This is a genomic window from Streptomyces bohaiensis (assembly GCF_012033785.1).
Taxonomy (GTDB): domain Bacteria; phylum Actinomycetota; class Actinomycetes; order Streptomycetales; family Streptomycetaceae; genus Streptomyces; species Streptomyces bohaiensis.
In genome coordinates, this window is record NZ_JAAVJC010000019.1 from 1 (window position 1) to 25,152 (window position 25,152).

Annotated in this window: 20 protein-coding genes and 1 pseudogene; 14 read left to right on the forward strand and 7 right to left on the reverse strand. The window is 74.5% G+C overall.

The features are described from left to right. The 11 genes from HCN52_RS04635 to HCN52_RS04685 all read left to right on the forward strand — a co-directional run. Positions 1-878, forward strand: an 878-nt coding sequence (locus tag HCN52_RS04635) for a CehA/McbA family metallohydrolase (protein WP_168087074.1), incomplete at its 5' end; no start/stop codon positions are given. Next, on the forward strand, positions 869-1,759 hold the full coding sequence (locus tag HCN52_RS04640) for a TIM barrel protein (RefSeq protein ID WP_312876534.1): 891 nt from the start codon (positions 869-871) through the stop codon (positions 1,757-1,759). The genes HCN52_RS04635 and HCN52_RS04640, both read left to right, overlap by 10 nt. After that, complete coding sequence (locus tag HCN52_RS04645) at positions 1,756-2,958, forward strand: Gfo/Idh/MocA family protein (protein ID WP_312876535.1); 1,203 nt, start codon at positions 1,756-1,758, stop codon at positions 2,956-2,958. Before HCN52_RS04640 ends, HCN52_RS04645 begins: the two co-directional genes overlap by 4 nt. Further along, positions 2,951-5,602, forward strand: coding sequence for a glycoside hydrolase family 38 N-terminal domain-containing protein (locus tag HCN52_RS04650; protein ID WP_168087075.1), 2,652 nt, complete (start codon positions 2,951-2,953; stop codon positions 5,600-5,602). Before HCN52_RS04645 ends, HCN52_RS04650 begins: the two co-directional genes overlap by 8 nt. A gap of 101 nt (positions 5,603-5,703) precedes the next feature. After that, positions 5,704-6,711: a 5-dehydro-2-deoxygluconokinase gene (gene iolC / locus HCN52_RS04655; RefSeq protein WP_168087103.1), complete on the forward strand. Its 1,008-nt coding sequence runs from the start codon at positions 5,704-5,706 to the stop codon at positions 6,709-6,711. Continuing rightward, positions 6,708-7,589 carry a Cgl0159 family (beta/alpha)8-fold protein gene (locus HCN52_RS04660; protein WP_168087076.1) on the forward strand — a complete coding sequence of 294 codons (882 nt, stop codon included), beginning with the start codon at positions 6,708-6,710 and terminating at the stop codon, positions 7,587-7,589. The genes iolC and HCN52_RS04660 overlap by 4 nt, the downstream gene beginning before the upstream one ends. A 310-nt stretch (positions 7,590-7,899) precedes the next feature. Continuing rightward, positions 7,900-8,886 (forward strand): 5-deoxy-glucuronate isomerase, encoded by a 987-nt coding sequence (gene iolB / locus HCN52_RS04665; RefSeq protein ID WP_168087077.1) that lies wholly within the window; start codon positions 7,900-7,902, stop codon positions 8,884-8,886. After that, the gene (gene iolD, locus HCN52_RS04670; RefSeq protein ID WP_168087078.1) at positions 8,883-10,775 is read left to right on the forward strand and encodes a 3D-(3,5/4)-trihydroxycyclohexane-1,2-dione acylhydrolase (decyclizing); all 1,893 of its coding nucleotides are present in this window, start codon (positions 8,883-8,885) and stop codon (positions 10,773-10,775) included. The genes iolB and iolD overlap by 4 nt, the downstream gene beginning before the upstream one ends. Positions 10,776-10,812: 37 nt before the next feature. Then, complete coding sequence (locus HCN52_RS04675; RefSeq protein WP_168087079.1) at positions 10,813-12,309, forward strand: CoA-acylating methylmalonate-semialdehyde dehydrogenase; 1,497 nt, start codon at positions 10,813-10,815, stop codon at positions 12,307-12,309. Positions 12,310-12,582: 273 nt separating this feature from the next. After that, a complete protein-coding gene (locus tag HCN52_RS04680; RefSeq protein WP_168087080.1) occupies positions 12,583-12,783 on the forward strand; it encodes a MerR family transcriptional regulator in 201 nt (66 codons plus the stop codon). Positions 12,784-13,007: 224 nt separating this feature from the next. Continuing rightward, positions 13,008-13,220 (forward strand): heavy-metal-associated domain-containing protein, encoded by a 213-nt coding sequence (locus HCN52_RS04685; RefSeq protein ID WP_168087081.1) that lies wholly within the window; start codon positions 13,008-13,010, stop codon positions 13,218-13,220. Positions 13,221-13,813: 593 nt separating this feature from the next. Here the strand turns inward: HCN52_RS04685 and HCN52_RS04690 are convergent. The 3 genes from HCN52_RS04690 to HCN52_RS04700 form a co-directional block, all read right to left on the reverse strand. Continuing rightward, positions 13,814-15,118: a citrate synthase gene (locus HCN52_RS04690; protein ID WP_168087082.1), complete on the reverse strand. Its 1,305-nt coding sequence runs from the start codon at positions 15,116-15,118 to the stop codon at positions 13,814-13,816. Positions 15,119-15,336: 218 nt separating this feature from the next. Then, positions 15,337-17,607, reverse strand: coding sequence for an SF1B family DNA helicase RecD2 (gene recD2, locus HCN52_RS04695; RefSeq protein WP_168087083.1), 2,271 nt, complete (start codon positions 17,605-17,607; stop codon positions 15,337-15,339). A gap of 309 nt (positions 17,608-17,916) precedes the next feature. Beyond that, positions 17,917-18,291 carry a VOC family protein gene (locus HCN52_RS04700; RefSeq protein ID WP_168087084.1) on the reverse strand — a complete coding sequence of 125 codons (375 nt, stop codon included), beginning with the start codon at positions 18,289-18,291 and terminating at the stop codon, positions 17,917-17,919. Positions 18,292-18,441: 150 nt separating this feature from the next. On the opposite strand from HCN52_RS04700, the gene HCN52_RS04705 reads away from it, so the two are divergent. Beyond that, complete coding sequence (locus HCN52_RS04705; RefSeq protein ID WP_168087085.1) at positions 18,442-18,987, forward strand: CGNR zinc finger domain-containing protein; 546 nt, start codon at positions 18,442-18,444, stop codon at positions 18,985-18,987. Between the two features lie 94 nt (positions 18,988-19,081). On the opposite strand, the gene HCN52_RS04710 is transcribed toward HCN52_RS04705, so the two are convergent. The 3 genes from HCN52_RS04710 to HCN52_RS04720 form a co-directional block, all read right to left on the reverse strand. After that, the gene (locus HCN52_RS04710; RefSeq protein ID WP_168087086.1) at positions 19,082-19,690 is read right to left on the reverse strand and encodes a TetR/AcrR family transcriptional regulator; all 609 of its coding nucleotides are present in this window, start codon (positions 19,688-19,690) and stop codon (positions 19,082-19,084) included. 77 nt (positions 19,691-19,767) lie between these two features. Next, positions 19,768-20,238, reverse strand: coding sequence for a nuclear transport factor 2 family protein (locus HCN52_RS04715; RefSeq protein WP_168087087.1), 471 nt, complete (start codon positions 20,236-20,238; stop codon positions 19,768-19,770). 467 nt (positions 20,239-20,705) lie between these two features. Next, entirely contained in the window at positions 20,706-22,046 is a 1,341-nt protein-coding gene (locus HCN52_RS04720) for a UDP-glucose dehydrogenase family protein (RefSeq protein WP_168087088.1), read from the reverse strand. A 223-nt stretch (positions 22,047-22,269) separates the two neighbouring features. On the opposite strand from HCN52_RS04720, the gene HCN52_RS04725 reads away from it, so the two are divergent. Beyond that, positions 22,270-23,430, forward strand: a complete 1,161-nt coding sequence (locus HCN52_RS04725; RefSeq protein ID WP_168087089.1) for an acyl-CoA dehydrogenase family protein — start codon at positions 22,270-22,272, stop codon at positions 23,428-23,430. A gap of 90 nt (positions 23,431-23,520) precedes the next feature. On the opposite strand, the gene HCN52_RS04730 is transcribed toward HCN52_RS04725, so the two are convergent. Beyond that, the gene (locus HCN52_RS04730) at positions 23,521-24,954 is read right to left on the reverse strand and encodes an aminotransferase-like domain-containing protein (protein ID WP_168087090.1); all 1,434 of its coding nucleotides are present in this window, start codon (positions 24,952-24,954) and stop codon (positions 23,521-23,523) included. Between HCN52_RS04730 and HCN52_RS26345 the strand changes: the two are divergent. Continuing rightward, positions 24,953-25,120 (forward strand): annotated as a pseudogene (locus HCN52_RS26345) (hypothetical protein); the annotation flags it as partial. The gene HCN52_RS04730 and the pseudogene HCN52_RS26345 sit on opposite strands and share 2 nt — an antisense overlap. Positions 25,121-25,152 lie beyond the last annotated feature (32 nt).

Here is a 25,152-nt window from a genome sequence, read left to right on the forward strand (position 1 = left end):
CGCCGAAGACGTTGGCGTGCCCGTCGTCCCGGGTCACCTCCTGCCCGGGGACCAGCACGATGCCGTGCCGGGCGCCCGCGGCGGGCGGGGAGCTCCGCTGGTACGCGGGGGACTTCCACGCCCACACCGTGCACAGCGACGGCGCGCTGACCATCGACCACCTGGCGTCGCTCGCCGCCGGCCAGGGGCTGGACTTCCTCGCCGTCACCGACCACAACACCACCAGCCACCATCCCCACCTGCCCGCCGCGGGCGCCCGGCACGGCATCGTGCTGGTCCCCGGGCAGGAGGTGACCCGGGACGACGGGCACGCCAACGTCTTCGGCGACACCGGCTTCGTCGACTTCCGCCGGCCGGCCGACGACTGGTACCGCGCCGCGCGGGAAGGCGGAGGGGTGATGTCGGTCAACCACCCGCTCAGCGGGGACTGCGCGTGGCGCCTGCCCGTCGAGGACCGGCCCCGCCACGCCGAGCTGTGGCATTCCAGCTGGACGGACCGCCGGTGGGGCGCGCCGCTGTCGTGGGGGCGCGCCTGGCGCCCCGACACGGTGGCCGTCGGCGGCAGTGACTTCCACCGCCCCGGGGAGGGCAAGACCCCCGGCGCCCCCACCACCTGGGTCCTGGCCGAGGACGCCTCCCCCGCCGCGGTGGTCGCGGCGCTGGCGGCCGGACGCACCGCGGTCAGCGCCGGTCCCGGCGCCCCGCTGCTGCTGCGCCTCGGCGACGAACTGCTCGCGCGGGACGCGGACGGCCTCGTCCTCGTCCGCCCCGACGGGACCCGCACCGTGGTGCGCGGCGACCGCGCCACCGCGCCGGCCGACGCCGGTCCCCACCGTCTGGAGACCTACGAGAACGAGGTGATCGCACTGTGTCAGTGACCATCCGGGTGGCCAACGCCCCCGTCAACTTCGGCATCTACCAGCCGGACAGCGCGCCGTTCACCGCCCCGGAGCTCCTCGCGGCACTCGCCGACGCCGGGTACGCGGGCGTCGACTCCGGCCCGATCGGCTACCTCGACACCGGCGACACGCTGCGCGCACGGCTCGCGGAGACCTCCCTGCACCTGGCCGGCGGCTGGGTGGACCTGCGGTTCACCGACGAGGACGGCTGGAGTGAGGACCTCGCCGGCCTCGACGCGGCCCTCGACGTCTTCACCGCCGCGGAGGTGGACGACCCCCGCTTCGCGCCCCGGCCCACCCTCTCGCTTCCCGCCGACCCGGAGCGGTTCGCCCGTCCGGGGCTGGCCCTGGGCGGCATCGAGGACTGGCACGGCTTCGCGCGGCGGTTGCAGGCCACCGCGGACCGCTGCCGGGACCGGGGGCTGGAGGCCGTCTACCACCACCACCTGGGGACGCTGGTGGAGAGCGAGGCCGAGGTGGACCGCGTCCTGGACTCCACCGACGTCTCGCTGTGCCTGGACACCGGGCACCTGTACCTCGCCGGCGGTGAACCGCTGGCCGCGCTGCGCCGTTGGGCGCCCCGGGTCAAGCAGGTCCACATCAAGGACGGTTCCCGCGCGCTGACCGAGCGCTCGCGCGACGCCGGGCTGGACTTCGACCGGCTCGTCGCGGCGGGCGGCTTCAGCGTCCTGGGCGAGGGCGACCTCGCCCCGGCCGAGACCGTCGCCGTGCTGCGCGAGATCGGCTACACCGGCTGGGTCGTGGTCGAGCAGGACGCGCCGGCCACCGGGCGCGCCCCGGCCGCGCTCCTCGCCGACCAGCGCACCAACCGCGAGGTGCTCCGGAAGGCCGGCCTGTGACGGCCCCCGCCACCGCCGCCGACCCCGCCGACGGCATCCGTCCGGGCCGGGTGCGGGTCGCCGTCGCGGGACTGGGCACCGTCGCGCAGACCGTCCACCTGCCGCTGCTGGAGAGGCTCGCCGACCGGTTCACCGTCGCCGCGCTCGCCGACCTCTCCCCCGGACTCCTGCGGCAGACCGGGGAGCGCCTCGGTGTCCCCGAGGCGCAGCGGTTCACCGAGGTCGGCACGATGCTGGACCACGGCGGGTTCGACGCGGTGATGCTGCTGACCTCCGGTTCGCACGTGCCGGACGCGCTGGACGCGCTGCGCCGGGGCCACACCGTGCTGGCGGAGAAGCCGCTCGGCTACGCCCACGGCGAGCTGGCCGGCCTGCTCGCCGCCGACGGCCCCGACGCGGGGCTGGCCGACCGGCTGATGGTCGGCTACATGAAGCAGTACGACCCGGCGACCCGGCGCCTCGTCGAGCTGCTGGCCGCGGCCGGCGGCCCGGAGGCGGTCCACAGCGTCGAGGTGACGGTCCTCCACCCCTCCGCCGAGGCGCAGTTGGCGTTCGCCCGGCTTCCCGCGCCGCCCGGCGACGTGGACCCCGCGACGCTGGCGGCGCTGGCCACCGCGCAGCAGCTGCCGCTGACCGCGGCGCTCGGTGCCGAGGCGGCTCCGGAGGTGCGGACCCTCTACGGCATCACCATGAACAGCGTCTGCCACGAGCTGTCGCTGATCCGGCTGCTGGCGGGGGCGCCGGCCGGCGTCGACCACGCGGCGCTCTGGCGCGCGCCCTCCGCCGGGGAGGGCGACCCGCCGTCGGTCGAGCTCGCCGGGACCCTCGCCCACGGCGGCCGGTTCGGCATCCGCTGGCTGTACCAACCCGACTACCCGGCCTACCGGGAGACGGTGACCGTGCACCACGCCACCGGCTCGCTGGAGCTGGTCTTCCCCTCGCCGTACCGGCTGAACGTCCCCACCACGCTCACCGTGACCGGGGGCGGCGAGGAGTCCGAGCACCGCACCGTCCACACCTCCCCCAGCGGGGGGTTCGAGGCCGAGCTCGTGGCGTTCCACGAGCTGGCCACCCGGGGCACGCCCCCGCTGTCCGGCGTCGACGAGGCCGCCGCCGACATCACGTTCGCCCAACAGGCCGTCGCGCGGCTCGCCGCCGTGCACGGCCACGCACTGACCGGGGAAGCCGCCCATGCGTGATCTCGTCATCGTTCCGCACACCCACTGGGACCGGGAGTGGTACCTGCCGTTCCAGCGTTTCCGGCTCCAACTGGTCAACCTGTTGGACGAGTTGCTGGATACGATGGAGAGGGACGACCGGCACCGGTTCACCCTGGACGGCCAACTCGCCGCCGTCGACGACTACCTGGAGGTGCGGCCCGAGGCTCGGGAGCGGATCGTCTCCCTGGTGAAGGCCGGCCGGCTGGCGATCGGGCCGTGGGACATCCTCATGGACGAGTTCCTCTGCTCGGGTGAGCAGATGGTCCGCAACCTGGAGCGCGGCATCCGCCGCTCCACGGAGCTGGGCGGCGTGATGCCGGTCGGCTACCTGCCGGACATGTTCGGCCACATCGCGCAGATGCCGCAGATCCTGCATCGCGCGGGACTGCGTCACGCCTGCGTCCACCGGGGTGTGCCGACCTCGGTCACCACCGACTCCTTCGCGTGGACGGCACCGGACGGCACCGCCGTGCGGACCCGGTACCTCGCCGCGGGCGGCTACGGCAACGCGGCCGGGCTGCTGGCCGACGCCGACTCCGTTGCGGAGCGGGTCGCCGAGCTGTCGCAGCGGATGACGCCCTGGGCGCTGCCCGGCACCAGCACGCCGCTGCTGGGGATGCTCGGCTCGGACCACACCGCGCCCGCCCCGCAGGCCCCGGACCAGTTGGCGGCGGCGACCGCCCTCACCGGGGTCCCGACCCGGCTGGAGACCCTGGCGGCGTTCTTCGCGGAGCTGCCGGAGTCGGTGGAGGGGTTGCCGGCGGTCCACGGCGAGCTGCGCTCGCACGCCCGCGCCAACATCCTGCCGGGGGTCAACTCGGTCCGGCCGCAGCTGAAGCGGGCGATGAGCCTCGCCGAGCGCGCCGTGGAGCGGTACGCGGAGCCGCTGGCCGCGCTGTACGGCGACGGCGGCGAGCAGCGGTTCCTCGACATGGCGTGGCAGCGGCTCATCGCGGTCTCCGGCCACGACTCGGTCACCGGGTGCGGCTGCGACGAGACGGCGGTGCAGGTCGCCGCGCGCATGGCGGAGGCCGAGCAACTGGGCCAGGCCGTCTGCGACATGATCGGCCGGCGGCTGGCCGCCGACGTGCCGCAGGACGCGGTGCTGGTGGTGAACCCCTCGCCGCACCCGCGCTCCGGCGTGGTGATGGTGGCGGCCGAGCGCGACGGCGGCGAGGTGCTGGCGGACGACCGCGTCCCCGGCGCGGTGGCGCTGGCGCGGGTGCACGGCACCGAGCTGTACGGGCGGCACATCACCGCCTGGGACATCACCGGCGACACCCTCACCTTCCGCGTCGCGCGCCACACCTCGCTGCCGTTCGACGTCTCCGAGGTGCGCGAGGCCTTGGTGCGGCGCGGCGGTGACTGGCGGGGCGACCCGGTCCGGGTGCGGATCCTGGCGCTGCCCGAGGAGGAGGTGCCGGTCTGGGTGGAGGTGCCGCCGCTGGGCCACGCGGCGGTGCGCGCCCCGGCCGCGGGTACGGTGCCGGTGCTGCCGCCGCACGACGTCCGGGCCGACGGCCGCACGCTGGACAACGGACTGCTCCGGGTGGAGGTGGCGTCCGACGGCACCCTGACGCTGGAGGCCGACGGCGTCCGCACCACGGGGGTCGGCACGCTCCAGGACGGCGGTGACCTCGGCGACACCTACAACTACGCGCCGCCGCAGGCGGACCTGCTGGTCGAGCAGCCCGACGAGGTCCGGGTCTCCGCGCTGCGCCGCTCGCCGCTGACCTCGGCGCTGCGGATCGAGCGCGACTACCGCTGGCCGGCGACGGGCGACTTCGCCACCGGCGGCCGCAGCGCGCGGACCGAGCCGGTCACCGTGGTCACCGAGGTGGAGCTGCGGGCGGGTGAGCGGTACGTGCGGCTGGCGGTGCGGTTCGACAACCGGTGCGAGGACCACCGGTTGCGGCTGCGGCTGCCGCTGCCGCGCCGTGCGCATTCCTCGTTCGCCGAGGGCCAGTTCGCCGTGGTGGAGCGGGGGCTCACCGCCGAGGGCGGCGGTGGCGAGGAGCCCGTCGCGACCTTCCCGGCCGCCGGGTTCGTCGCCGCCGGCGGGCTGGCGGTGCTGCTCCAGGAGTACAGCGAGTACGAACTCGTCGACGACGGAGACGAGTTGGCACTGACGCTGCTGCGGGCGGTGGGCAGCATCTCCCGCAACCGCCATGTGTACCGCGACGAGCCGGCCGGTCCGCAGGTCCCGACACCGGGCGCCCAGGTGCGCGGCGAGCGCGTCGTCACCCTCGCACTCGCGCCGTACGCGGGCGACTGGCAGGACGGCGACGTCCTGCGCTCCGCCGAGGAGTTCCGCCACGGGCTGTACGGCGTCCCGGGCCGCGCCCCGCGGGGCGGACGGCTGCCCGAGCCCGTCTCCGGGCTGTCGGTCACCGGGCCCGGCGTGGTGCTGACCGCGGTCCGCGCCCGGGACGAGGGGTGGACCGAGGTGCGGTTCGTCGCCGAGGCCGGGGCCGCGACCCGGGCCCGGATCACCGGCGACTTCACCCGCGCCCGCCGCACCGATCTGCTGGGACGTCCGGAAGAGGACCTGCCCGTCACCGACGGGGTGCTGACCGTCCCGGTCGGCGCGTGGGAGATCGCGACCGTGCAGCTGGCCCGGTGAGCGGGCCGGTGCCGGCGTCGGAAGGAGAAGCGGTGGGAGCACCACGGACCGACGGCGCCGGCCCCCGGCCGGCGGACGCCACCCGGTACGAGCTGATCACCATGGGACGCATCGGGGTGGACATCTACCCCTTGCAGACCGGGGTGTCGCTCGCGCGGGTGGAGACCTTCGCCAAGTACCTGGGCGGCTCCGCCACCAACGTGGCGGTGGCCGCCGCCCGGCTGGGCCGCCGCACCGCGGTGGTGAGCCGGACCGGCCGCGACCCGTTCGGGGCCTACTGCCGCCAGGCGCTGGCCGAGTTCGGGGTGGACGGCCGCTGGGTGACCGAGGTTCCCGACTACCCCACCCCGGTCACCTTCTGCGAGATCTTCCCGCCGGACCACTTCCCGCTGTACTTCTACCGGGAGCCGAAGGCGCCGGACCTGGAGATCCACGCGGCGGAGCTGGACCGGGCGGCGATCCGGGAGGCGGCGGTGTTCTGGATGACCGGCACCGGCCTCTGCGCGGAACCCAGCCGGGCCGCCACCCTGGCAGCGCTGGAGACCCGGCGCGCCGACCGGTCGGGGCAGGTCGCCACCGTCTTCGACCTGGACTGGCGGCCGATGTTCTGGGAGGCGGGCCCCGACGGCGCCCGGACCCACTACGAGCAGGCGCTCGCACACGCCACCGTCGCCGTGGGCAATCTGGAGGAGTGCGAGGTCGCCACCGGGGAGCGCGAACCGGAGGCCTGCGCCCAGGCGTTGCTGGAGCGCGGCGTGGAACTCGCCGTGGTCAAGCAGGGCCCGCGCGGGGTGCTGGCCGTGCACCGCGACGGCGAGCGCGCCGAGGTGCCACCGCACCCGGTGGAGGTGGTCAACGGCCTCGGCGCCGGCGACGCCTTCGGCGGCGCCCTCTGCCACGGCCTGCTGGCCGGCTGGGAGCTGGAGCGCACGATCCGCCACGCCAACGCGGCGGGCGCCCTGGTCGCCTCCCGGCTGTCCTGTTCCGCCGCGATGCCCACCGCCGAGGAGGTCGCCGCCCTGCTCGACGCGGACGGCCGCGGGGCACCCGGGGACGGCGCGGTTCCCGGCGCCCCCGCCGCGCACGACTCGAAGGGGGAGTCCCCGTGACCATCACCATCGCCGACCTGCCGCGCGTGCGCGCCCGCACCCCGGAGGCCATCGAGGAGGCCGCGCGCGGCCGGGCACGCCGCCCGCTGCTCGGGGAGAGCGGACGGCTGATGATCGTCGCCGCGGACCACCCCGCGCGGGGCGCGCTCGCCGCCGGCGGCCGGCCGCTGGCCATGGCCGACCGGGGCGAGCTGCTGCGCCGGCTGGTGCTGGCCCTCTCCCGCCCGGGGGTCGACGGGGTCCTGGCGACCGCGGACATCCTGGAGGACCTGCTGCTCCTCGGCGCCCTGGAGGGCAAGGTGGCGCTGGGGTCGATGAACCGCGGCGGCCTCGCCGGCTCGGCGTTCGAAGCGGACGACCGGTTCACCGGGCACCGCGCCGAGGACCTGGCGCGGATGCGGTTCGACGGCGGCAAACTGCTGCTGCGCATCGACCCCGGCGACCCCGGCTCGCTGAGCACGCTGCACGCCGCCGCGCGCGCGGTGGACGCGATGGCCGAGCGGCGGCTGCCGCTGTTCGTCGAGCCGTTCCTCTCGCGCCGGGACGACCGGGGACGGCTGGTCAACGACGTCTCCCCGGCGGCGGTGACCACCTCCGTCGCGATCGCCTCCGGGCTCGGCGGCACCTCCGCCTACACCTGGCTGAAGGTCCCGGTCACCGCAGACCCCGACGCGATGGGGCCGGTGCTGGAGACATCGACGCTGCCGGCCGTGCTGCTCGGCGGCGACCTGGGACCCGACCCGGGCGAGGTGTTCCACCGGTGGCGGCACGCGCTGCGGCTGCCGACCGTGCAGGGGCTGGTCGCGGGCCGGTCGCTGCTCTATCCGGCCGACGACGACGTGGCCCGTGCCGTGGACACGGCGGTCGGACTGCTGTGAGAGCGCGTTCGAGACCCCGCGTCGGATCGGCTCGCGGCGTCGGATGCGGTCAGCTGCACGGCGGAGGGGCGGCCTCGTACCGGGCGGTATGCGGGCGTCTTTCGACAACGCGGCAGATGGCCGTAGCCGGCGTCGCGGACCCGGCGTCGGGTCTCGAACACGCTCTGAGGTCCTCGCGCGGCGGCCGCGCCGCGGAGACAGTGGAGTGGGCCGGTACCCGCACCGGGACCGGCCCGGGTACCGGCGGGCGCCGGCGAGGCACCGGCGGAGCCGGTCCCCACCGGGAGCGCGCCAACGAGGAGAGCGGGCCATGACCTACCACCTTCCGGCGGGAACCACCGCCACCGGGCCGTACCACCTGGACATCAGCCCCGAGCGGGCCGGTTGGGCACACAGCGCGCTGCGCGTGCTCCACCTGGACGCCGGGGGCTCCCACACCTTCCGAACAGCCGACAGCGAGTGGATCGTGCTGCCGCTCGCCGGTGGCGCGACCGTCACCGCCGAGGGGCAGCGCCTGGAGCTGCGGGGCCGGCCGTCGGTCTTCGCCGGACCGTCCGACTTCGCCTACGTGCCGCGCGACACCGAGGTCACCCTCGTCTCGCCGGGCGGCGCCCGCCTGGCGCTGGCCGGCGCGCGCTGCGAGCGGCGGCTGCCGCTGCGGCTGGGCCGGGCGGAGGACGTCCCGGTGGAGCTGCGCGGCGGTGGCGTCTGCTCCCGGCAGGTCCACAACTTCGCGGCCGCCGACGTCTTCGAGGCGGACCGGCTGATCGCGGTGGAGGTCTTCACGCCGGGCGGCAACTGGTCGTCCTACCCGCCGCACAAGCACGACGAGGACCGGCCCGGCGAGGAGTCGGCGCTGGAGGAGATCTACTACTACGAGTTCACCGCCGACGACACCGCGGGCACCCCGCCGGGGACCCCGGGCTTCGGCTACCAGCGGGTGTCGTCCTCGGGGCACGGCCGGGGCACGGAGGTGCTGGCGGAGGTCCGGGACGGCGACGCCGTCGTCATCCCCGACGGCTGGCACGGCCCGTCCGTCGCGGCGCCCGGCCACCACATGTACTACCTGAACGTGATGGCCGGCCCGGGTCCGGAGCGGTCCTGGCTGATCAGCGACCACCCCGACCACACCTGGGTGCGTGCCACCTGGCCGGCGACGCCGGTCGACTTCCGACTGCCGCTGCCCACCGCGCCGGACGCGGGCGGGGACATGGGCGAGGGCGGGACCGGGGTCGGGACCGACAGCGGGGACGCGGCGGGCGACGGGCCCGCCGGGGAAGGGACGCGTGAGCCATGAGTGAGCTGTCACCCGGCACCGGCCCGGCCGTGGAGCGGCTGACGGTCGCCCAGGCACTGGTGCGTTTCCTCGCGGCGCAGTACACCGAACGGGACAGTGTGCGGCGCCGGTTCGTCGAGTCGATGTGGGGCGTCTTCGGCCACGGCAACGTCGCCGGGGTGGGGCAGGCCCTGGTGGAGTACCGCGATCGGATGCGGTACCTCCAGGGGCGGAACGAGCAGGCGATGGTGCACGCCGCCGTCGGGTTCGCCCGCCACTCCGGGCGGTTGCGCGCCCAGGCGGTCACCACCTCGATCGGGCCGGGCGCCACCAACCTGGTGACGGGCGCGGCGCTGGCGACGATCAACCGCATCCCGGTGCTGCTGCTGCCGGGCGACGTCTTCGCCACGCGGCCCGCCGACCCGGTGCTCCAGCAGCTGGAGCACCCGTCCGGCGGCGACGTCTCCGTCAACGACGCGCTGCGGCCCGTCAGCCGCTGGTTCGACCGGATCTCCCGGCCCGAGCAGCTGATCCCCGCCGCGCTCCAGGCGATGCGGGTGCTGACCGACCCGGCCGAGACCGGCGCGGTCACGCTGGCGCTGCCGCAGGACGTGCAGGCCGAGGCGCACGACTGGCCGGTGGAGTTCTTCGCCGAGCGGGTGTGGCGGGTCGGTCGGCCGGCGCCGGACCCCGACGCCCTGGCCGCGGCCGCGGCGGCGGTGCGGGCGGCGCGGCGGCCGCTGATCGTGGCGGGCGGCGGGGTGCACCACAGCGAGGCGCACGACGCGCTGCGGGAGCTGGTGGACGACACCGGCATCCCGGTGGCCGTCACCCAGGCCGGGACGGGCGCGCTGCGGCACGACCACACCTCGGAGACCGGCGGCATCGGGCACACCGGGACCGCCGTCGCCAACTCGCTGGCCCGGCACGCGGATCTGGTCATCGGTGTCGGCACCCGCTACACGGACTTCACCACCGCCTCCGGCACGCTGTTCGCCGCGGAGGACGTGCGGTTCCTCAACCTGAACATCACCTCCCACGACGCCCACAAGCTGGCGGCGCTGCCGCTGGTGGCCGACGCGCGCGCCGGGCTGGTCGCGCTGCGCGCCGCGTTGGAAGGCCACCACGTGGAGCCGGCCTACGAGGCGGAGTACGCCGCGGGCCGGGCCGACTGGGAGGCGGTCGCCGGCGCGGCGCTCGCGACCCCAGAGGACGCCTCCCGGCCCACCCAGGCGCAGGTCATCGGGTTGCTCGCGCAGACGGTGGGCGACGAGGACGTCGTCGTCAACGCCGCCGGGTCGCTCCCCGGGGACCTGCACAAGCTGTGGCGGCCCCGGTCGCCGCGCCAGTACCACCTGGAGTACGGCTACTCCTGCATGGGATACGAGATCCCCGCGGCGATCGGGGTCCGGCTGGCCGCGCCCGACACCCCGGTGTGGGCGCTCGTCGGCGACGGCACCTACCTGATGATGCCCACCGAGCTGGTGACCGCCGTGCAGGAGCGGCTGCCGGTCACGGTGGTGCTGGTGCAGAACCACGGCTACGCCTCGATCGGCGGGCTGTCGGAGGCCACCGGCGGCGAGCGGCTGGGCACCGCGTTCCGGTACCGGGCCCCCGACGGCACGTTCACCGGGGACCCGCTGCCCGTCGACCTGGCGGCCAACGCCGCCTCCCTGGGCCTGGCCGTGGAACGCGCCTCCACCGTGGGCGAGTTGCGGGCCGCGCTGGCGTGGGCGCGGACGGCGAAGGGGCCGACGTGCGTGTACGTGGAGACCGATCCGGAGCCGACCGTCCCGGCCGCGCAGGCGTGGTGGGACGTGCCGGTGGCCGAGGTCTCGCGCCGGCCCGCCGCCCGGGCGGCGGCGGCGGAGTACCGCCAGCTGCGGTCGACGCGCCGCCACCACCTGTGAACCGGGTCCGACCCGTCGAGAGAGAGGCCAACCGAGGATGACGCAGACCATCGGTCACTGGATCGACGGGGCCGCCGTACCCGGCGCCCCCGGCCGGACCCTGACGGTGCACGACCCGGCGACGGGTGCGCGGACCGCGCGGCTGGCCGTCGCCTCCGACGAGGAGGTCGACCGCGCGGTGGCCGCCGCCCGCGGGGCGCTGCCGGGGTGGGCGGGCAGCTCGCTGGCGCGGCGCAGCGCGGTGCTGTTCGCCTACCGGGCGCTGCTCGACGCCCGGCGGGAGGAGCTGGCGCGGCTGATCACGGCCGAGCACGGCAAGGTGTTCTCCGACGCGCTGGGCGAGGTGGCGCGCGGTCTGGAGATCGTGGACCTCGCCTGCGGGGTGCCGCAGCTGCTGAAGGGCGAGCTGTCCACGGAGGCGTCCGCCCGGGTCGACGTGGCCTCGCTGCGGCAGCCGGTCGGCGTCGTCGCCGGCGTGACGCCGTTCAACTTCCCGGCGATGGTGCCGCTGTGGATGTTCCCGCTCGCCGTCGCCTGCGGCAACACCTTCGTGCTGAAGCCGAGCGAGAAGGACCCGTCGGCGGCGATGCTGCTGGCGTCGCTGGCCTCCGAGGCCGGGCTGCCGGCCGGGGTGCTGAACGTCGTCAACGGCGACCGCGGGGCGGTGGAGCGCCTGCTGGACCACCCGGACGTGGCGGCCGTCTCCTTCGTGGGCTCCACGCCCGTGGCGCGTGAGGTGCAGCGCCGGGCCGTCGCCGCGGGGAAGCGGGTGCAGGCGCTGGGCGGGGCGAAGAACCACATGGTGGTGCTGCCCGACGCCGACCTGGACCTGGCGGCCGACGGCGCCGTCAACGCGGCGTACGGCTCGGCGGGTGAGCGGTGCATGGCCGTCTCCGTCGTCGTGGCCGTGGGCTCGATCGGGGACGACCTGGTGGCGCGGATCGCGGAGCGCGCACGGGCGGTCCGGGTGGGCCCGGGCGACGATCCGGCGTCGGAGATGGGGCCGCTGATCACCGCGGAGCACCGCGCGCGGGTGGCCGGGTACGTGGAGCGGGCGGCGGCCCAGGGCGCGGAGGTCGTGGTCGACGGCACCGGGCTGCGCGTGCCCGGCCACGAGCGGGGTTTCTTCCTCGGGGTCTCGCTGCTGGACCGGGTCCCGACGGAGTGCGACGCCTACCGGGACGAGATCTTCGGGCCGGTGCTGTGCGTGGTCCGCGCCGACAGCTACGAGGAGGCGATCGCGCTGGTCAACGCCTCGCCGTGGGGCAACGGCGCGGCGGTCTTCACCCGGGACGGCGGCGCGGCGCGCCGGTTCCAGCTGGAGGTGGAGGCGGGCATGGTCGGGGTCAACGTGCCGGTCCCGGTGCCGGTCGGCCACCACTCCTTCGGCGGGTGGAAGGACTCGCTCTTCGGCGACCACCACGTCTACGGGACGGAGGGCGTGCGGTTCTGCACCCGCGGCAAGGTGGTGACGACGCGTTGGCCGGACCCGGCGGACGCCGGCATCGACCTGGGGTTCCCCGGCAACCGCTGACCGCGGCACCGCACCGGTCGGCGCCTCGTGCGGACTCCCCGTCACCCGAAGCGGTGGGAGTCCGCACACCCGTCCCGCCACCTTGTGTGACAGCGCGGTCACCATTGTCACCGGATCACCGGCCGTGGGTCACAGAGCGACGACACGGCCGGGTCCGGCGCGAGCCGCACGCCGGGCCGCGGGTGAGGCTCTCGGACCACGAGCAGCCGCCGCCCGCGGCCCCCGGGCGGCCCCCACCCCCCGACGCGGCGCGGGGCGGGAGGTGGAACGACGTTGACGCATCGCCGCGAACTCTGGTCCTACCGCGAGATCGCCGCGCACATCGGGGTGCGACCGGACACCGTGCGCTCCTACCGCAAGCACGCGCTGCTGCCGGAGCCCGACGTGGTGGAGCGCGGGCGGCCCCTCTGGTACCCGGAGACGATCCGGGAATGGGTGAGCCGCCGCCCCGGTCACGGCTGGCGCCGCGGATAGCTCCACGAGGCCCCGGCAGCCCGCCGCGAGGCCCCGGGCGCGCCGGCCGACCGCGACACCTAGGCGGCGGATGCCGCCCTTGTCGCGCCCTCGAGGGAGGATACCCCGCGGGGGTATCATGAGCCCGCGGTGCCGCACCCTCGCCCACCGCCGAGCGGCCCCGCCCCCGGCCCGCCCCGCCCGCAACCGGGGGTGACCGGAGGCGCACACCCCGAAGGAGAGCCATGAGCACCATCACCTACCAGGTCACCGGAATGAGCTGCGGCCACTGCGAGAAGGCCGTCTCCGAGGAGCTGTCCGCCCTTCCCGGCGTCTCCGCGGTGATCGCGAAGGCCGACACCGGCCTGGTCACCGTGGAGTCGAGCGAGCCGCTCAGCGACGAGGCGGTACGGGCGGCCGTGGACGAGGCCGGGTACGAGGTCACCGGCCGGGCCTGACGAACCCCGACCGCCACCCGACGGCAGTCGCGGCACCCCCGCCGCCCACCCCAGGAGCACCGCGCCGCCCCGACCGCCCCGCGGCCCGCCCCGGACACCCCGGAGGCGGGCCGCGGCTGTACACGAGGGGGTGAACTGTCCGACGACAAGCGGCACATTCGGTGAACGAGCGTTTCCGCAGCCGGACATCGGGCAGACGCACCCATGGAGGCGATCGGCCCCTTGCACCGCGAGCGCGGACCGGGTCCGACTCACCCCCACCGAGACGGCGGGAGGCTTCCCGCGCGCGGCACGGCGGCGCCTCGACTCTGCCCGGACCCCTCCCCGGGCAAAGCGAAGCGCCCCGTGCCGGGTCCCCCCACAGGGCCCGACGCGAGGCGCTTCTGTGCCGTCTGTGCAGAGTGTCCCCCCACGGGACCCCGGCCACGACGGCCATCGTCACGGATCCAGCCGAAACCGCGACGATGTCACTCCATAAGACCTCTCCGCGAGCAAAAAGTTGCTCCCCCGCACGTGTGACCTGCGTCACATTTACGGGGGAGCGGTGAAGATCCTTCACCCGGTCGGCACCCCGAGGGGTGCCGACGGAGGAATCAGCGCTGCTCGACGGGGAGGTAGTCCCGCTCGACGACGCCGGTGTAGACCTGGCGCGGACGGCCGATCCGGGAGCCGGGCTCCTTGATCATCTCGTGCCACTGGGCGACCCAGCCGGGCAGCCGACCGAGCGCGAAGAGCACGGTGAACATGGAGTTCGGGAAGCCCATCGCCCGGTAGATGAGACCGGTGTAGAAGTCCACGTTCGGGTAGAGGTTGCGCGAGACGAAGTAGTCGTCGTTGAGCGCGCGCTCCTCCAGCGCCAGCGCGATGTCGAGCAGCTCGTCGGACTTGCCGAGCGCCGACAGCACGTCGTGCGCCGCCTCCTTGATGATCTTGGCGCGCGGGTCGAAGCTCTTGTACACCCGGTGGCCGAAGCCCATCAGGCGTACGCCGTCCTCCTTGTTCTTCACCTTGCGGATGAAGGTGTCCACGTCGCCGCCGGACTGCTGGATCTGCTCCAGCATCTCCAGCACGGCCTGGTTGGCGCCACCGTGGAGCGGACCCCACAGCGCGTTGATGCCGGCCGAGATGGAGGCGAAGAGGTTGGCCTGCGAGGAGCCCACCAGTCGCACGGTGGAGGTCGAACAGTTCTGCTCGTGGTCCGCGTGCAGGATGAGCAGCTTGTCCAGCGCGGCCACGACGACCGGGTCCGGTACGTACTCCTCCGCCGGGACGGAGAAGGTCATGCGGAGGAAGTTCTCCACGTAGCCGAGGTCGTTGCTGGGGTAGACCACGGGGTGGCCGACCGACTTCTTGTACGCGTACGCCGCGATCGTCGGCAGCTTGGCCAGCAGCCGGATCGTCGAGATGTGGCGCTGCCGCTCGTCGAACGGGTTGTGGCTGTCCTGGTAGAAGGTGGACAGCGCGCTCACGACCGAGGACAGCATGGCCATCGGGTGGGCGTCCCGGGGGAACCCGTCGTAGAAACGCTTCACGTCCTCGTGGAGGAGGGTGTGCTGCGTGATCTCGCCGCGGAACCCGGAGAGCTCGTCCGCCGAGGGCAGCTCACCGTTGATCAGCAGGTACGCCGTCTCCAGGAAGGTGCCGTGCTCGGCCAGCTGCTCGATCGGGTACCCGCGGTAGCGCAGGATGCCCTGTTCGCCGTCGAGATAGGTGACCCCCGACTTGTACGCGGCGGTGTTGCCGTAACCGGAGTCCAGGGTCACCAGACCGGTCTCGGCACGCAGCTTGCCGATGTCGAAACCACGGTCACCGACCGTCGAGTCCACCAGCGGGTAGCGGTACTCGCTGCCGGAGTACTTGACCACTACTGCGTCATCACTTGCGCGGTGTTCGCTCACGTCTATCCCTCACCGACGTCGTGCCTCTTCTTCGAGGTGCCCTGACTGTTTCCACTGTCCCCCATCAGAGGCCACTTAGTGCACTCGGGGTCGGCCGAACCCAAAAAATCTGGCACGCCGTGCCGGACAGTAGTACACAACCACGGGCATAGCGCTCACGTGCCCGGCCGTGAGTACCGTCACGTCCGCCACCCGGTGCCGGATGCACGCGGCGACATTCAGCCGATCGGCCCGCCCGCGGGGCCGCTGGCACCGGCGGGCGGACGGTCACCCGGACGGCCCACCAGCCGGCCGTCCAGCCGCGCGTCCAGCGCGGTGAACCGGCGCCCCGCGGAGACGGTGCGGACCGCCTGGCCCAGCGCGCGGCGCGAGCCGACGAGGACCACGAGCCGCTTCGCCCGGGTCACGGCGGTGTAGAGCAGGTTCCGCTGGAGCATCATCCAGGCGCTCGTCGTCACCGGCACCACCACGCACGGGTACTCGCTCCCCTGCGAGCGGTGGATGGTCACCGCGTAGGCGTGCGACAGCTCGTCCAGCTCGGTGAAGTCGTACCCGACCTCCTCGTCCTCCTCGGTCAGCACGGTCAGCCGCTGCTCGTCGAGGTCGAGAGCCGTCACCGTCCCGCCGGTGCCGTTGAAGACGCCGTTGGCGCCCTTGTCGTAGTTGTTGCGGATCTGGGTGACCTTGTCACCGACGCGGAAGATGCGGCCGCCGACGCGCTTCTCCGGCAGACCGGGCCGGGCGGGCGAGACCGCCTCCTGGAGGAGCCCGTTGAGGGCGCCCGCGCCGGCCGGGCCGCGGTGCATCGGCGTCAGCACCTGGATGTCGCGGCGCGGATCGAGCCCGAAGCGCCGAGGGATGCGCCGGGCGACGACGTCGACGGTCAGCAGCCCGGCCGCCTCCGCGTCGTCCTCCGCGAAGAGGAAGAAGTCGTCCAGCCCCCGGGTCAGCGGGTGCTCGCCGGCGTTGATCCGGTGCGCGTTGGTGACCACCCCGGACTGCTGCGCCTGCCGGAAGATCCGGGTCAGCCGCACCGCCGGGACCGGGCCGGGCTCGGCGAGCAGGTCGCGCAGCACCTCCCCGGCGCCGACGGACGGCAACTGGTCGACGTCCCCCACCAGCAGCAGGTGGGCGCCGGGCGCCACGGCCTTGGCCAGCTTGTTGGCCAGCAGCACGTCGAGCATGGACGCCTCGTCCACCACCACCAGGTCCGCGTCCAGCGGGCGGTCGCGGTCGTAGGCGGCGTCGCCACCGGGCTTGAGCTCCAACAGCCGGTGGACGGTGGACGCCTCCGCACCCGTCAGCTCCGCGAGGCGCTTGGCGGCACGCCCCGTGGGCGCGGCCAGTACCACCTTCGCCCGCTTGGCGCGGGCGAGCTCGACCACCGACCGCACGGTGAAGGACTTGCCGCAGCCGGGCCCGCCCGTCAGCACCGCGACCTTCCGGGTGAGCGCCAGCCGGACGGCGTCGCGCTGCTCAGCGGCCAGCTCCGCGCCGGTGCGGAGCGCCAACCAGCCCAGCGCCGCCTCCCAGTCGACGCCCTCGAACGCCGCCAGACGGTCGTCGGGGGCGCGCAGCAGCCGGGTCAGCTGCGCGGCGAGGGAGACCTCGGCCCGGTGGAACGGCGTCAGGTACACCACCGTCAACTCGTCGCCCGGGTCCTCGGGGTGCGGAACCTTCTCGCGGACCACGGCCTCGCCCTCCGCCGCCAGTTCGCCGAGGCACTCGATGACCAGCCCGGTGTCCACCTGGAGCAGCTTGACCGCGTCGGCGATCAGCCGCTCCTCGGGCAGGAAGCAGTGCCCCTGGTCGGTCGACTGCGACAGGGCGTGGCTCAGCCCGGCCTTGACCCGCTCGGGGCTGTCGTGGGGGATCCCGACGGCGCGGGCGATGCGGTCGGCGGTGAGGAAGCCGATGCCCCAGACGTCGGCCGCCAGCCGGTAGGGCTGGTCGCGGACGACCGCGATCGAGTCGTCGCCGTACTTCTTGTAGATGCGCACCGCGATGGAGGTGGAGACCTCCACGCTCTGCAGGAAGACCATGACCTCCTTGATCGCCTTCTGCTCCACCCACGCCTCGGCGATCCGCGCGGTGCGCTTGGGGCCGAGCCCGGGGACGGCGATCAGCTGCTTCGCGTCCTCCTCGATGACGTCGAGGGTGTCCGTACCGAAGTGGTCCACGATGCGTTCGGCGGTCTTCGGCCCGATGCCCTTGATCAGACCGGAGCCCAGGTAGCGGCGGATGCCCTGCACGGTCGCGGGGAGCACGGTGGTGTAGTTCTCGACGACGAACTGCTTGCCGTAGGTGGGGTGCGATCCCCACCTCCCCTCCAGCCGCAGGGACTCCCCAACCTGGGCGCCGAGCAGCGCGCCGACGACGGTGAGGAGGTCGCCACCGCGGCCGGTGTCGACCCGGGCGACCGTCCAGCCGTTCTCCTCGTTGGCGTAGGTGATCCGCTCCAGGACCGCTTCGACGACCGCGCGTGACATGTCTCGACGGTAGCGGGACGGACCGACAGGTCACCCCGGGGTTCGTCCTGGCCGGTTCGTCCTGGCGGTTCACCCTCGCCACGGCAGGCCCCGGCGGCGGCGAGGGCTGGGCCGGGAAACACCGAAGGGCCCGGTTCACGGGCCCTTCGATCCCCTCCTGCGTTCCCCCACTCACGGCCTAAGACACGAACGGGGCCGCGGCGGTTGCACCCCGAGACCGATTCGTTGCCGAAGTGACCGAGCGGGCACCGAGCGGGCCCGACGGGCCCGGGTCGGGCCGTCGTGCGGGCAGGCGGGCGCGTGCGGCCGTCAGCAGACGCAGAGGCAGAAGGGGTGCCCGGCGGGGTCGGCGTAGACCCGGAAGGTGCTGGTGGGCGTGGCGTTGCCCGCGAGCAGGACGGCGCCGAGTTCGATCACCCGGCGCTCCGCCTCGTCCGCGGTCCCCTGGGGGATCTCGAGGTCGAGATGGAACTGCTGCGGGTGCGCGGGGTCGGGCCACCGCGGCGGGCGGTGGTCCTCGACGCGCTGGAAGCCGAGGCGGCGGTCGTGGGGGCCGACGATCTCGACCCAGTCGTCGTCGCTGCCCGGGTCCTCGGGCCAGCCGAGGACGGCGGTGTAGAACGCCGCCAGGCCGCGGGGATCGGGGCAGTCCAGGACGACCGGACCCAGGGTGGCTACCGCCATGTCGACTCTCCGTCTGTCGTGGGTGGGTGGGCGCGGGCTCGGCAGGCGGGACCACCCGCAGCGTTACCCCTGCCCTGCGCGAACAAGTAACAGAGGTTACCCCTTCAAGGCAGTAAGAGGTAACGTCCGGCGCGGGTTACGGTTGCGGACGTGAGTGAGAGCGACGCCCCGGGGGAACTGGGGCTGGTCCAGCGGCTGGTCAACACCCTCGACGTGGAGACCGGCGAGGACCGGCTGACCGCCCCCGGCGGCGTGGCCCGCTTCGCCGACGCCAACGGAGTGGAGCTGCCGGGCGTCACGGCGTCGCAGCTCGGGGAGTTGCGCGAAGCGCTGCGCGCCGTGCTGCTGTGCCACGCGGGGGCCGAACCGCCTCCCGGCGGACTCGCGGACCTCACCCGGATGCTGCGGGAGGCACCCCTGGTGGTGCGACCGGCACCGGACGGCCGGGTGGAGCTGGTGCCGGCCCCCGGCGTCCGCGGCGTCGCCGCGCTCACGGCGCGCGTGGCGGCGGCGGTGGCGGTGGGCGAGGTGTCCGGGCAGTGGCGCCGCCTCAAGGCGTGCCACGCGACGGAGTGCGCCTGGGCGTACTACGACCGCAGCCCGGCGGGACGCCGTCGCTGGTGCTCGATGAGCGTGTGCGGGAGCCGCGCCAAGATGCGCAGCTACCGCGACCGGCGGCGCGCGGCCGGGGAATGAGTGCCGGCCCGGCGAGCACCCGGGGCGGCGGGGCGACCGGACGCGCCGCGCCCACCCGCCCCGTGGGGCCGGGTGGGCGCGGGGCGGGCTGCGACTACCCGCGGTGGGCCAGGGACGCGAGGACGACCTCCCGGGTCGCCCGGACCGTCTCCGTGAAGGCGGCCGGATCGCGGCTGACGCGCTCGGCACCCGCGCGGACGACACCGGACAGGAGCTCGACCGTCAGCGGTACGTCGTCGACCCGGCGGAACTCCCCCCGGGCGCTTCCCTCCGCGACCACCCGCTGCACGTCCGCCACGATCTCGCGGAACGGGTTCTCCGGCCCGTCGGGCATCTCCGTCACCGGCGGACCGCCTCCGGGCCGGAAGATCAGCTGCATGGCCTGGTCGGTCGACATCCCCAGGACGATGCCGATGATCTCCTCCAGCCGCGCCGCGGCCGGCTCCCCGGAGCGATCGGCGACCGCCGTCACCCGGGCCACGGTGGGCCGCGTCGCCCGGTGGGTCAGCGCCAGTACCAGCGCGTCCTTGTCGGCGGCGTAGTTGTACAGGGTGTTGCGTGCGAGACCCGCCCGTGCGGCGATGTGCCCCATGGTGATGGCCCCGTAGTCCTGCTCCGCCAGCAGCTCTCGCAGTGCGCCGGCGAGATCGGACCACACCAGGGCGTGGTGCTCCTCCAGGCTGGCACCCCTGATGCGCGGCATGACCCCTGTCCCTTCGTCGTGGCGCCCCGCCCCACCGGGGAAAGTCGCCGCGCCGTCGGCGGGCGACCTCGACCGCCTCAGGCGGTCGCCCCCGCGGGGAGGACGGCGCTCAGCAGGTGCGCGTTCTCCTGGTACGCCGCGGTGAGCTTCACCCGGCTCAGCCGCCAGCCCTCCGGGGTGCGCACGGCCTCATTGTCGTAGAAGCCGACGACCAACCAGCAGTTGGGGCCGTCGCCGACCGCCTCCGACGGGAACCAGTGCTCGGCGCGGACGTGCGCGGACACCGTCGCGCGATCGCCGTCGATCCGCACGAGGTGCCCGGTGATGGCGTGGTGCGTGGCCGCGAACGGGGCGAAGGTCTCCTGCAGGGTCTCCCCGTACGCGGCGACGGGCACCTCCATGACCGGGGTGCCGGCCACCGAGCTGAAGTCGAGGGTGACCGGGTCGGTGAAGACGCGGTGCGGCAGCTCGGCGAACCGCCGTCGGTCCGGTATGTCGGCATAGCTGCTCATCAGCTCGATGATCTCGGCGCGATCGGTGGCAGTCATCGTCAACAGTCCTGCTCTCCTCGCCTCTGGCACCGCCAGAGGTGTGCACTGCCGCTCTCGCGAACGGGGCGTCGCAGTTTTTGCGACTACCTGTCGTAAACGTTACGACAGGTAGTCGCAAAAAGACAGCCGCTGCGGGCCCGGCGGGGAGACAACGGCGACGCGGCCGGTCCGGAGCGGGGCCGAGCCGGAGCAGGGCCGGGCCGGAGCGGGGCCGGGCCGGAGCGGGTGGGGGCAAAAACACGCTCGGCGGCGACGGAACCGGGGCGAGGCGCCGGCGGGCAAGGAGCCGGGCGACGGGGCACGCCGACGGCCGGCCGGGCCCGGTGGCGCTTCGGCTCACGGCCCACTCGCCCTACGCGCCTCGCGGGGTCGGGTGTCCGGGGACGCGGAAAGCCGGCCCGGCGGGCGCCGGGCCGGCGAAGCGGAGGAGTGCGGGAGAGATCAGCTCAGGGACGGGGCAGCGCTCAGAGCGTGGGGCGGCCCAGCGCGCGGTAGGTCCAGCCGGCCTTGCGCCACGCCACCGGGTCGAGCGCGTTGCGGCCGTCCAGGATGTGGCGGCGCCCGACCTGCTCGCCCAGGACGGTCGGGTCCAGCTCGCGGAACTCGGCCCACTCCGTCAGGTGCAGCACCACGTCCGCGCCGCGGACGGCCTCCGCGGCGGACGCGGCGTACCCGAGCGTCGGGAAGATCCGGCGGGCGTTCTCGTTGCCCTTGGGGTCGTAGACGGTGACCTGGGCGCCCTGGAGGTGCAGTTGCCCGGCGACGTTGAGCGCCGGCGAGTCGCGCACGTCGTCGGAGTCGGGCTTGAAGCTCGCCCCCAGCACCCCGACCCGGCGCCCGAGCAGCACGCCGCCCAGCGCGTCCCGGGTGAGCTCGACCATGTGGCCCCGGCGGCGCATGTTGATGGAGTCGACCTCGCGCAGGAAGGTCAGCGCCTGGTCTGCGCCCAACTCCCCGGCGCGGGCCATGAACGCGCGGATGTCCTTGGGGAGGCAGCCGCCGCCGAAGCCGATGCCGGCGCGCAGGAACTTCCGCCCGATGCGGTCGTCGTAGCCGATCGCCTCGGCCAGCTTCACCACGTCGCCGCCGGCGGCCTCGCAGACCTCGGCCATGGCGTTGATGAAGGAGATCTTGGTGGCGAGGAAGGAGTTGGCCGAGGTCTTCACCAGTTCGGCGGTGGCGAAGTCGGTGACGACGAAGGGCGAGCCCTCGGCGATCGGCGTGGCGTACACCTCGCGCAGCACGGCCTCGTGGCGCTCGTCGCGGACACCGACGACGATGCGGTCCGGGTGCAGGGTGTCCTGGACGGCGAACCCCTCCCGGAGGAACTCCGGGTTCCAGGCCAGCGCCGCCTCCTCACCGGCGGGGGCGAGTTCGGCGATCCGCGCCGCCAGCCGCTCCGCGCTGCCGACCGGGACGGTGGACTTGCCGACCACGAGGCAGGGGCGGTCGAGGTGGACCGCGAGGCTCTCCACGGCGGCGTCGACGTACGACATGTCGCAGGCGTACTCGCCGTGCTTCTGCGGGGTGTTGACGCAGACGAAGTGGACGTCGCCGAAGGCGGCGACCTCGGCCCAGTCCAGGGTGAACCGCAGCCGGCCCGTGGAGCCCGGCAGTCCGGCGACGTGCCGCCGCAGCAGCTCGGCGAGGCCGGGCTCGTACATCGGGATCTCGCCCCGCCCGAGCAGTTCCACCTTCTCGGGGACCACGTCCAGCCCCAGCACCTCGAACCCCAGCTCCGCCATGGCGGCGGCGTGGGTGGCCCCGAGGTAGCCGGTACCGATAACAGTGATCTTGGGCGCCATGCGGGCTCCTGTGACGGGCGGCGGTGAGCGGGTCGAGCATAGCCGCGCCGGGCCCGGCCGCCGCGCGCCGGGGCGTGCCGCCGAACGGGGCCGCCGCGCGGGCGTCCACGGGGCGCCGCGGCGCGCAACCTGGTCGGCCCGCTCACTTCCGGGGGTGGGGTCCGGGCTCCTAGAATCAGGTTACTTAACGGTCACTAAGCAAGCTGTGGGAGTGGTGAGAACCGTGGCACGAGCCGCCGATTTCGACCTGTACCGCCCGGCGGAGGAGCACGAGATGCTCCGGGAGTCCGTGCGCGCGCTCGCCGAGGCGAAGATCGCCCCGCACGCCGCCGCGGTGGACGAGGAGGGCCGCTTCCCGCAGGAGGCGAGGGACGCGCTCACCGGCAACGACCTCCACGCCGTCCACGTCCCGGAGGAGTTCGGCGGCAACGGCGCGGACGCGCTGGCGACGGTGATCGTCATCGAGGAGATCGCGCGGGTGTGCGCCTCCTCCTCGCTGATCCCGGCCGTCAACAAGCTGGGCTCCCTGCCGGTGCAGCTCGCCGGCTCCACGGAACTGCAGGCCCGCTACCTCACGCCGCTGGCCCGCGGCGAGGCGATGTTCTCCTACTGCCTCTCGGAGCCGGACGCCGGCTCCGACGCCGGGGGCATGAAGACCACGGCGGTGCGCGACGGCGACCACTACGTGCTGAACGGCGTCAAGCGCTGGATCACCAACGCCGGCGTCTCCGAGTACTACACGGTGCTCGCCGTGACCGACACCGAGAAGCGGACCCGCGGCGGCATCTCCGCGTTCGTGGTGGAGAAGGCCGACGAGGGGGTCTCGTTCGGGGCGCCGGAGAAGAAGCTCGGCATCAAGGGCTCCCCCACCCGCGAGGTCTACTTCGACAACGTCCGCATCCCCGCGGACCGCATGATCGGCGAGGAGGGCACCGGCTTCACCACCGCGATGAAGACCCTCGACCACACCCGGATCACCATCGCCGCCCAGGCGCTCGGCATCGCGCAGGGCGCGCTGGACTACGCCAAGGGGTACGTCCGGGAGCGCAAGCAGTTCGGCAAGCCGGTGGGCGACTTCCAGGGCGTGCAGTTCATGCTCGCCGACATGGCGATGAAGATCGAGGCCGCGCGCCAGCTCACCTACGCGGCCGCCGCCCGTTCGGAGCGGCTGGACAGCGATCTGACGTTCTTCGGCGCGGCGGCGAAGTGCTTCGCCTCGGACGCGGCGATGGAGGTCACCACCGACGCGGTGCAGCTGCTCGGCGGGTACGGCTACACGCGGGACTACCCGGTGGAGCGGATGATGCGCGACGCGAAGATCACCCAGATCTACGAGGGCACCAACCAGGTGCAGCGCATCGTGATGGCGCGCAACCTCCCCTGACGGACGGGAGCAATTCCCGGCGGCGCCCCTCGTGCGGAGGCACGGCGGGCGCCCCCGCGTCCCGGTGCCCGCCCGGACCCCGCGGGCGGGTCAGTCGCGGGCGGCGGGGTCGGCGTGCTGCGCGGCCAGCGCGGCCCCGATGAGCCGGGCGCCCTCGGGAAAGGCCGCCGGGCGGGGGCCCGAGTAGTTGAGCCGCAGGTGGGGGCCGGTGGGTTCGGCAGGGAACCACTCGTCACCGGCGGGCACCGCGACGCCGGCCGCCTCGCAGTCGGCGACCAGCCGCGGCAGGTCGGTGGTGTCGGGCAGTCGCAGCCACAGCGCGAGCCCGCCGGCGGGGGCGGTGACCTCCGCCTGCGGGAGGTGCTCGCGCACCGCGCCGAGCAGCAGGTCCCGCCGGGTGCGGAGCTGGCGGCCCAGGCCGCGCAGGTGGGTGCGGAACGCCGGCTGGGTGACGACGTCCAGCGCGGCCGCCTGGAGCAGGCCGCTGACGTACATGGCCCCGGCGCGGGCGTCGGCGAGGATGCGTTCCCGCGCCGGCCCCCGGGCCACGACCCCGGCCACCCGCACCGCCGGGGAGACGCTCTTGGTCAGCGACCGGAGGTGGACGACGTGGCCGCCGTCGTCGAACGCCGCGAGCGGCGCGGGTGGCCGGACGCCCTCGATCGCGAAGTCCCGGGCCCAGTCGTCCTCCACGAGGAACGCGCCGTGGCGGCGGACCACGTCCAGCACATCGGCGGCGCGGGTCGGTGACCAGCAGGCCCCGGTCGGGTTGGCGAAGGTCGGCTGCGCGTAGAAGGCCCGGGCGCCGGTGCGGGTGAACGCCCGGTCCAGTTCCTCCGGGTCCGGGCCGTCGGCCCCGCTGGGCACCGGGTCGAGCCGCACGCCCGACCGGTGGGCCGCCAGCATCGCGCCCCAGTAGGTGGGCGACTCCACCAGCAGGGGCCGGCCGGGACCGACCAGCGACCGGAAGACGGTGCCGAGCCCGCTCTGGCTGCCGGGGAAGACGACGACGTCGCGCGCGGCGGGCGGGACCGACCCCGCCGGGGTGGCGCCGGCCAGCTCCCCGGCGAACCACTCCTGGAGCTCCGGCAGCCCGGCGGACGGGGGTCGGCCGACCGCTCCCCCGCCGCGGGCGGCGCGGGCGAAGGCGGCTCGCACCAGCCGCTCCGGCAGCAGTTCGCGGTCGGGGTAGCCGGAGTGGAGGGCGATGACGTCGTTCGGCACGGTCCGCAGCGCGGTCGAGACCGGGGTCGCCGGGTAGGGCGCGGCGCCGAGCGCCGCGGTCTGCCAGCCGTAGTCCTCGGGGCGGGTGGCGCGGACGGCCCGCACGAACGTACCGACGCCGGGCCGGCTCTCGACCAGGCCGCGCGCGGCGAGGGTGCGCAGCGCCCGCTGCACGGTCACCGGGCCGGCGCCGTACCGTGCCACGAGCGCCCGGGTGGGGGGCAGCTGGGCGCCGGGCGGGGCGGTCGCGATCCAGGCGGCGAGCTCCGCCGCGATCCGCCCACTGCTATCGTCGTTCATGAAGAGACAGAGTAGCGCTACCGGCCGTGCACTCCTTCCGCTACCGCCGGACTCCGCCGCACGCACCATCGGCTCCCCGCCCCCGGCCGCCGGGCCGGGCCCGGCGGCCGGCCTCGGGTGGGGGCTGCTCGGCGTCGCGGCGTTCTCGCTGACCGTGCCGCTGACCCGGATCGCCGTGGAGGGGCTGCCGCCGTTGTT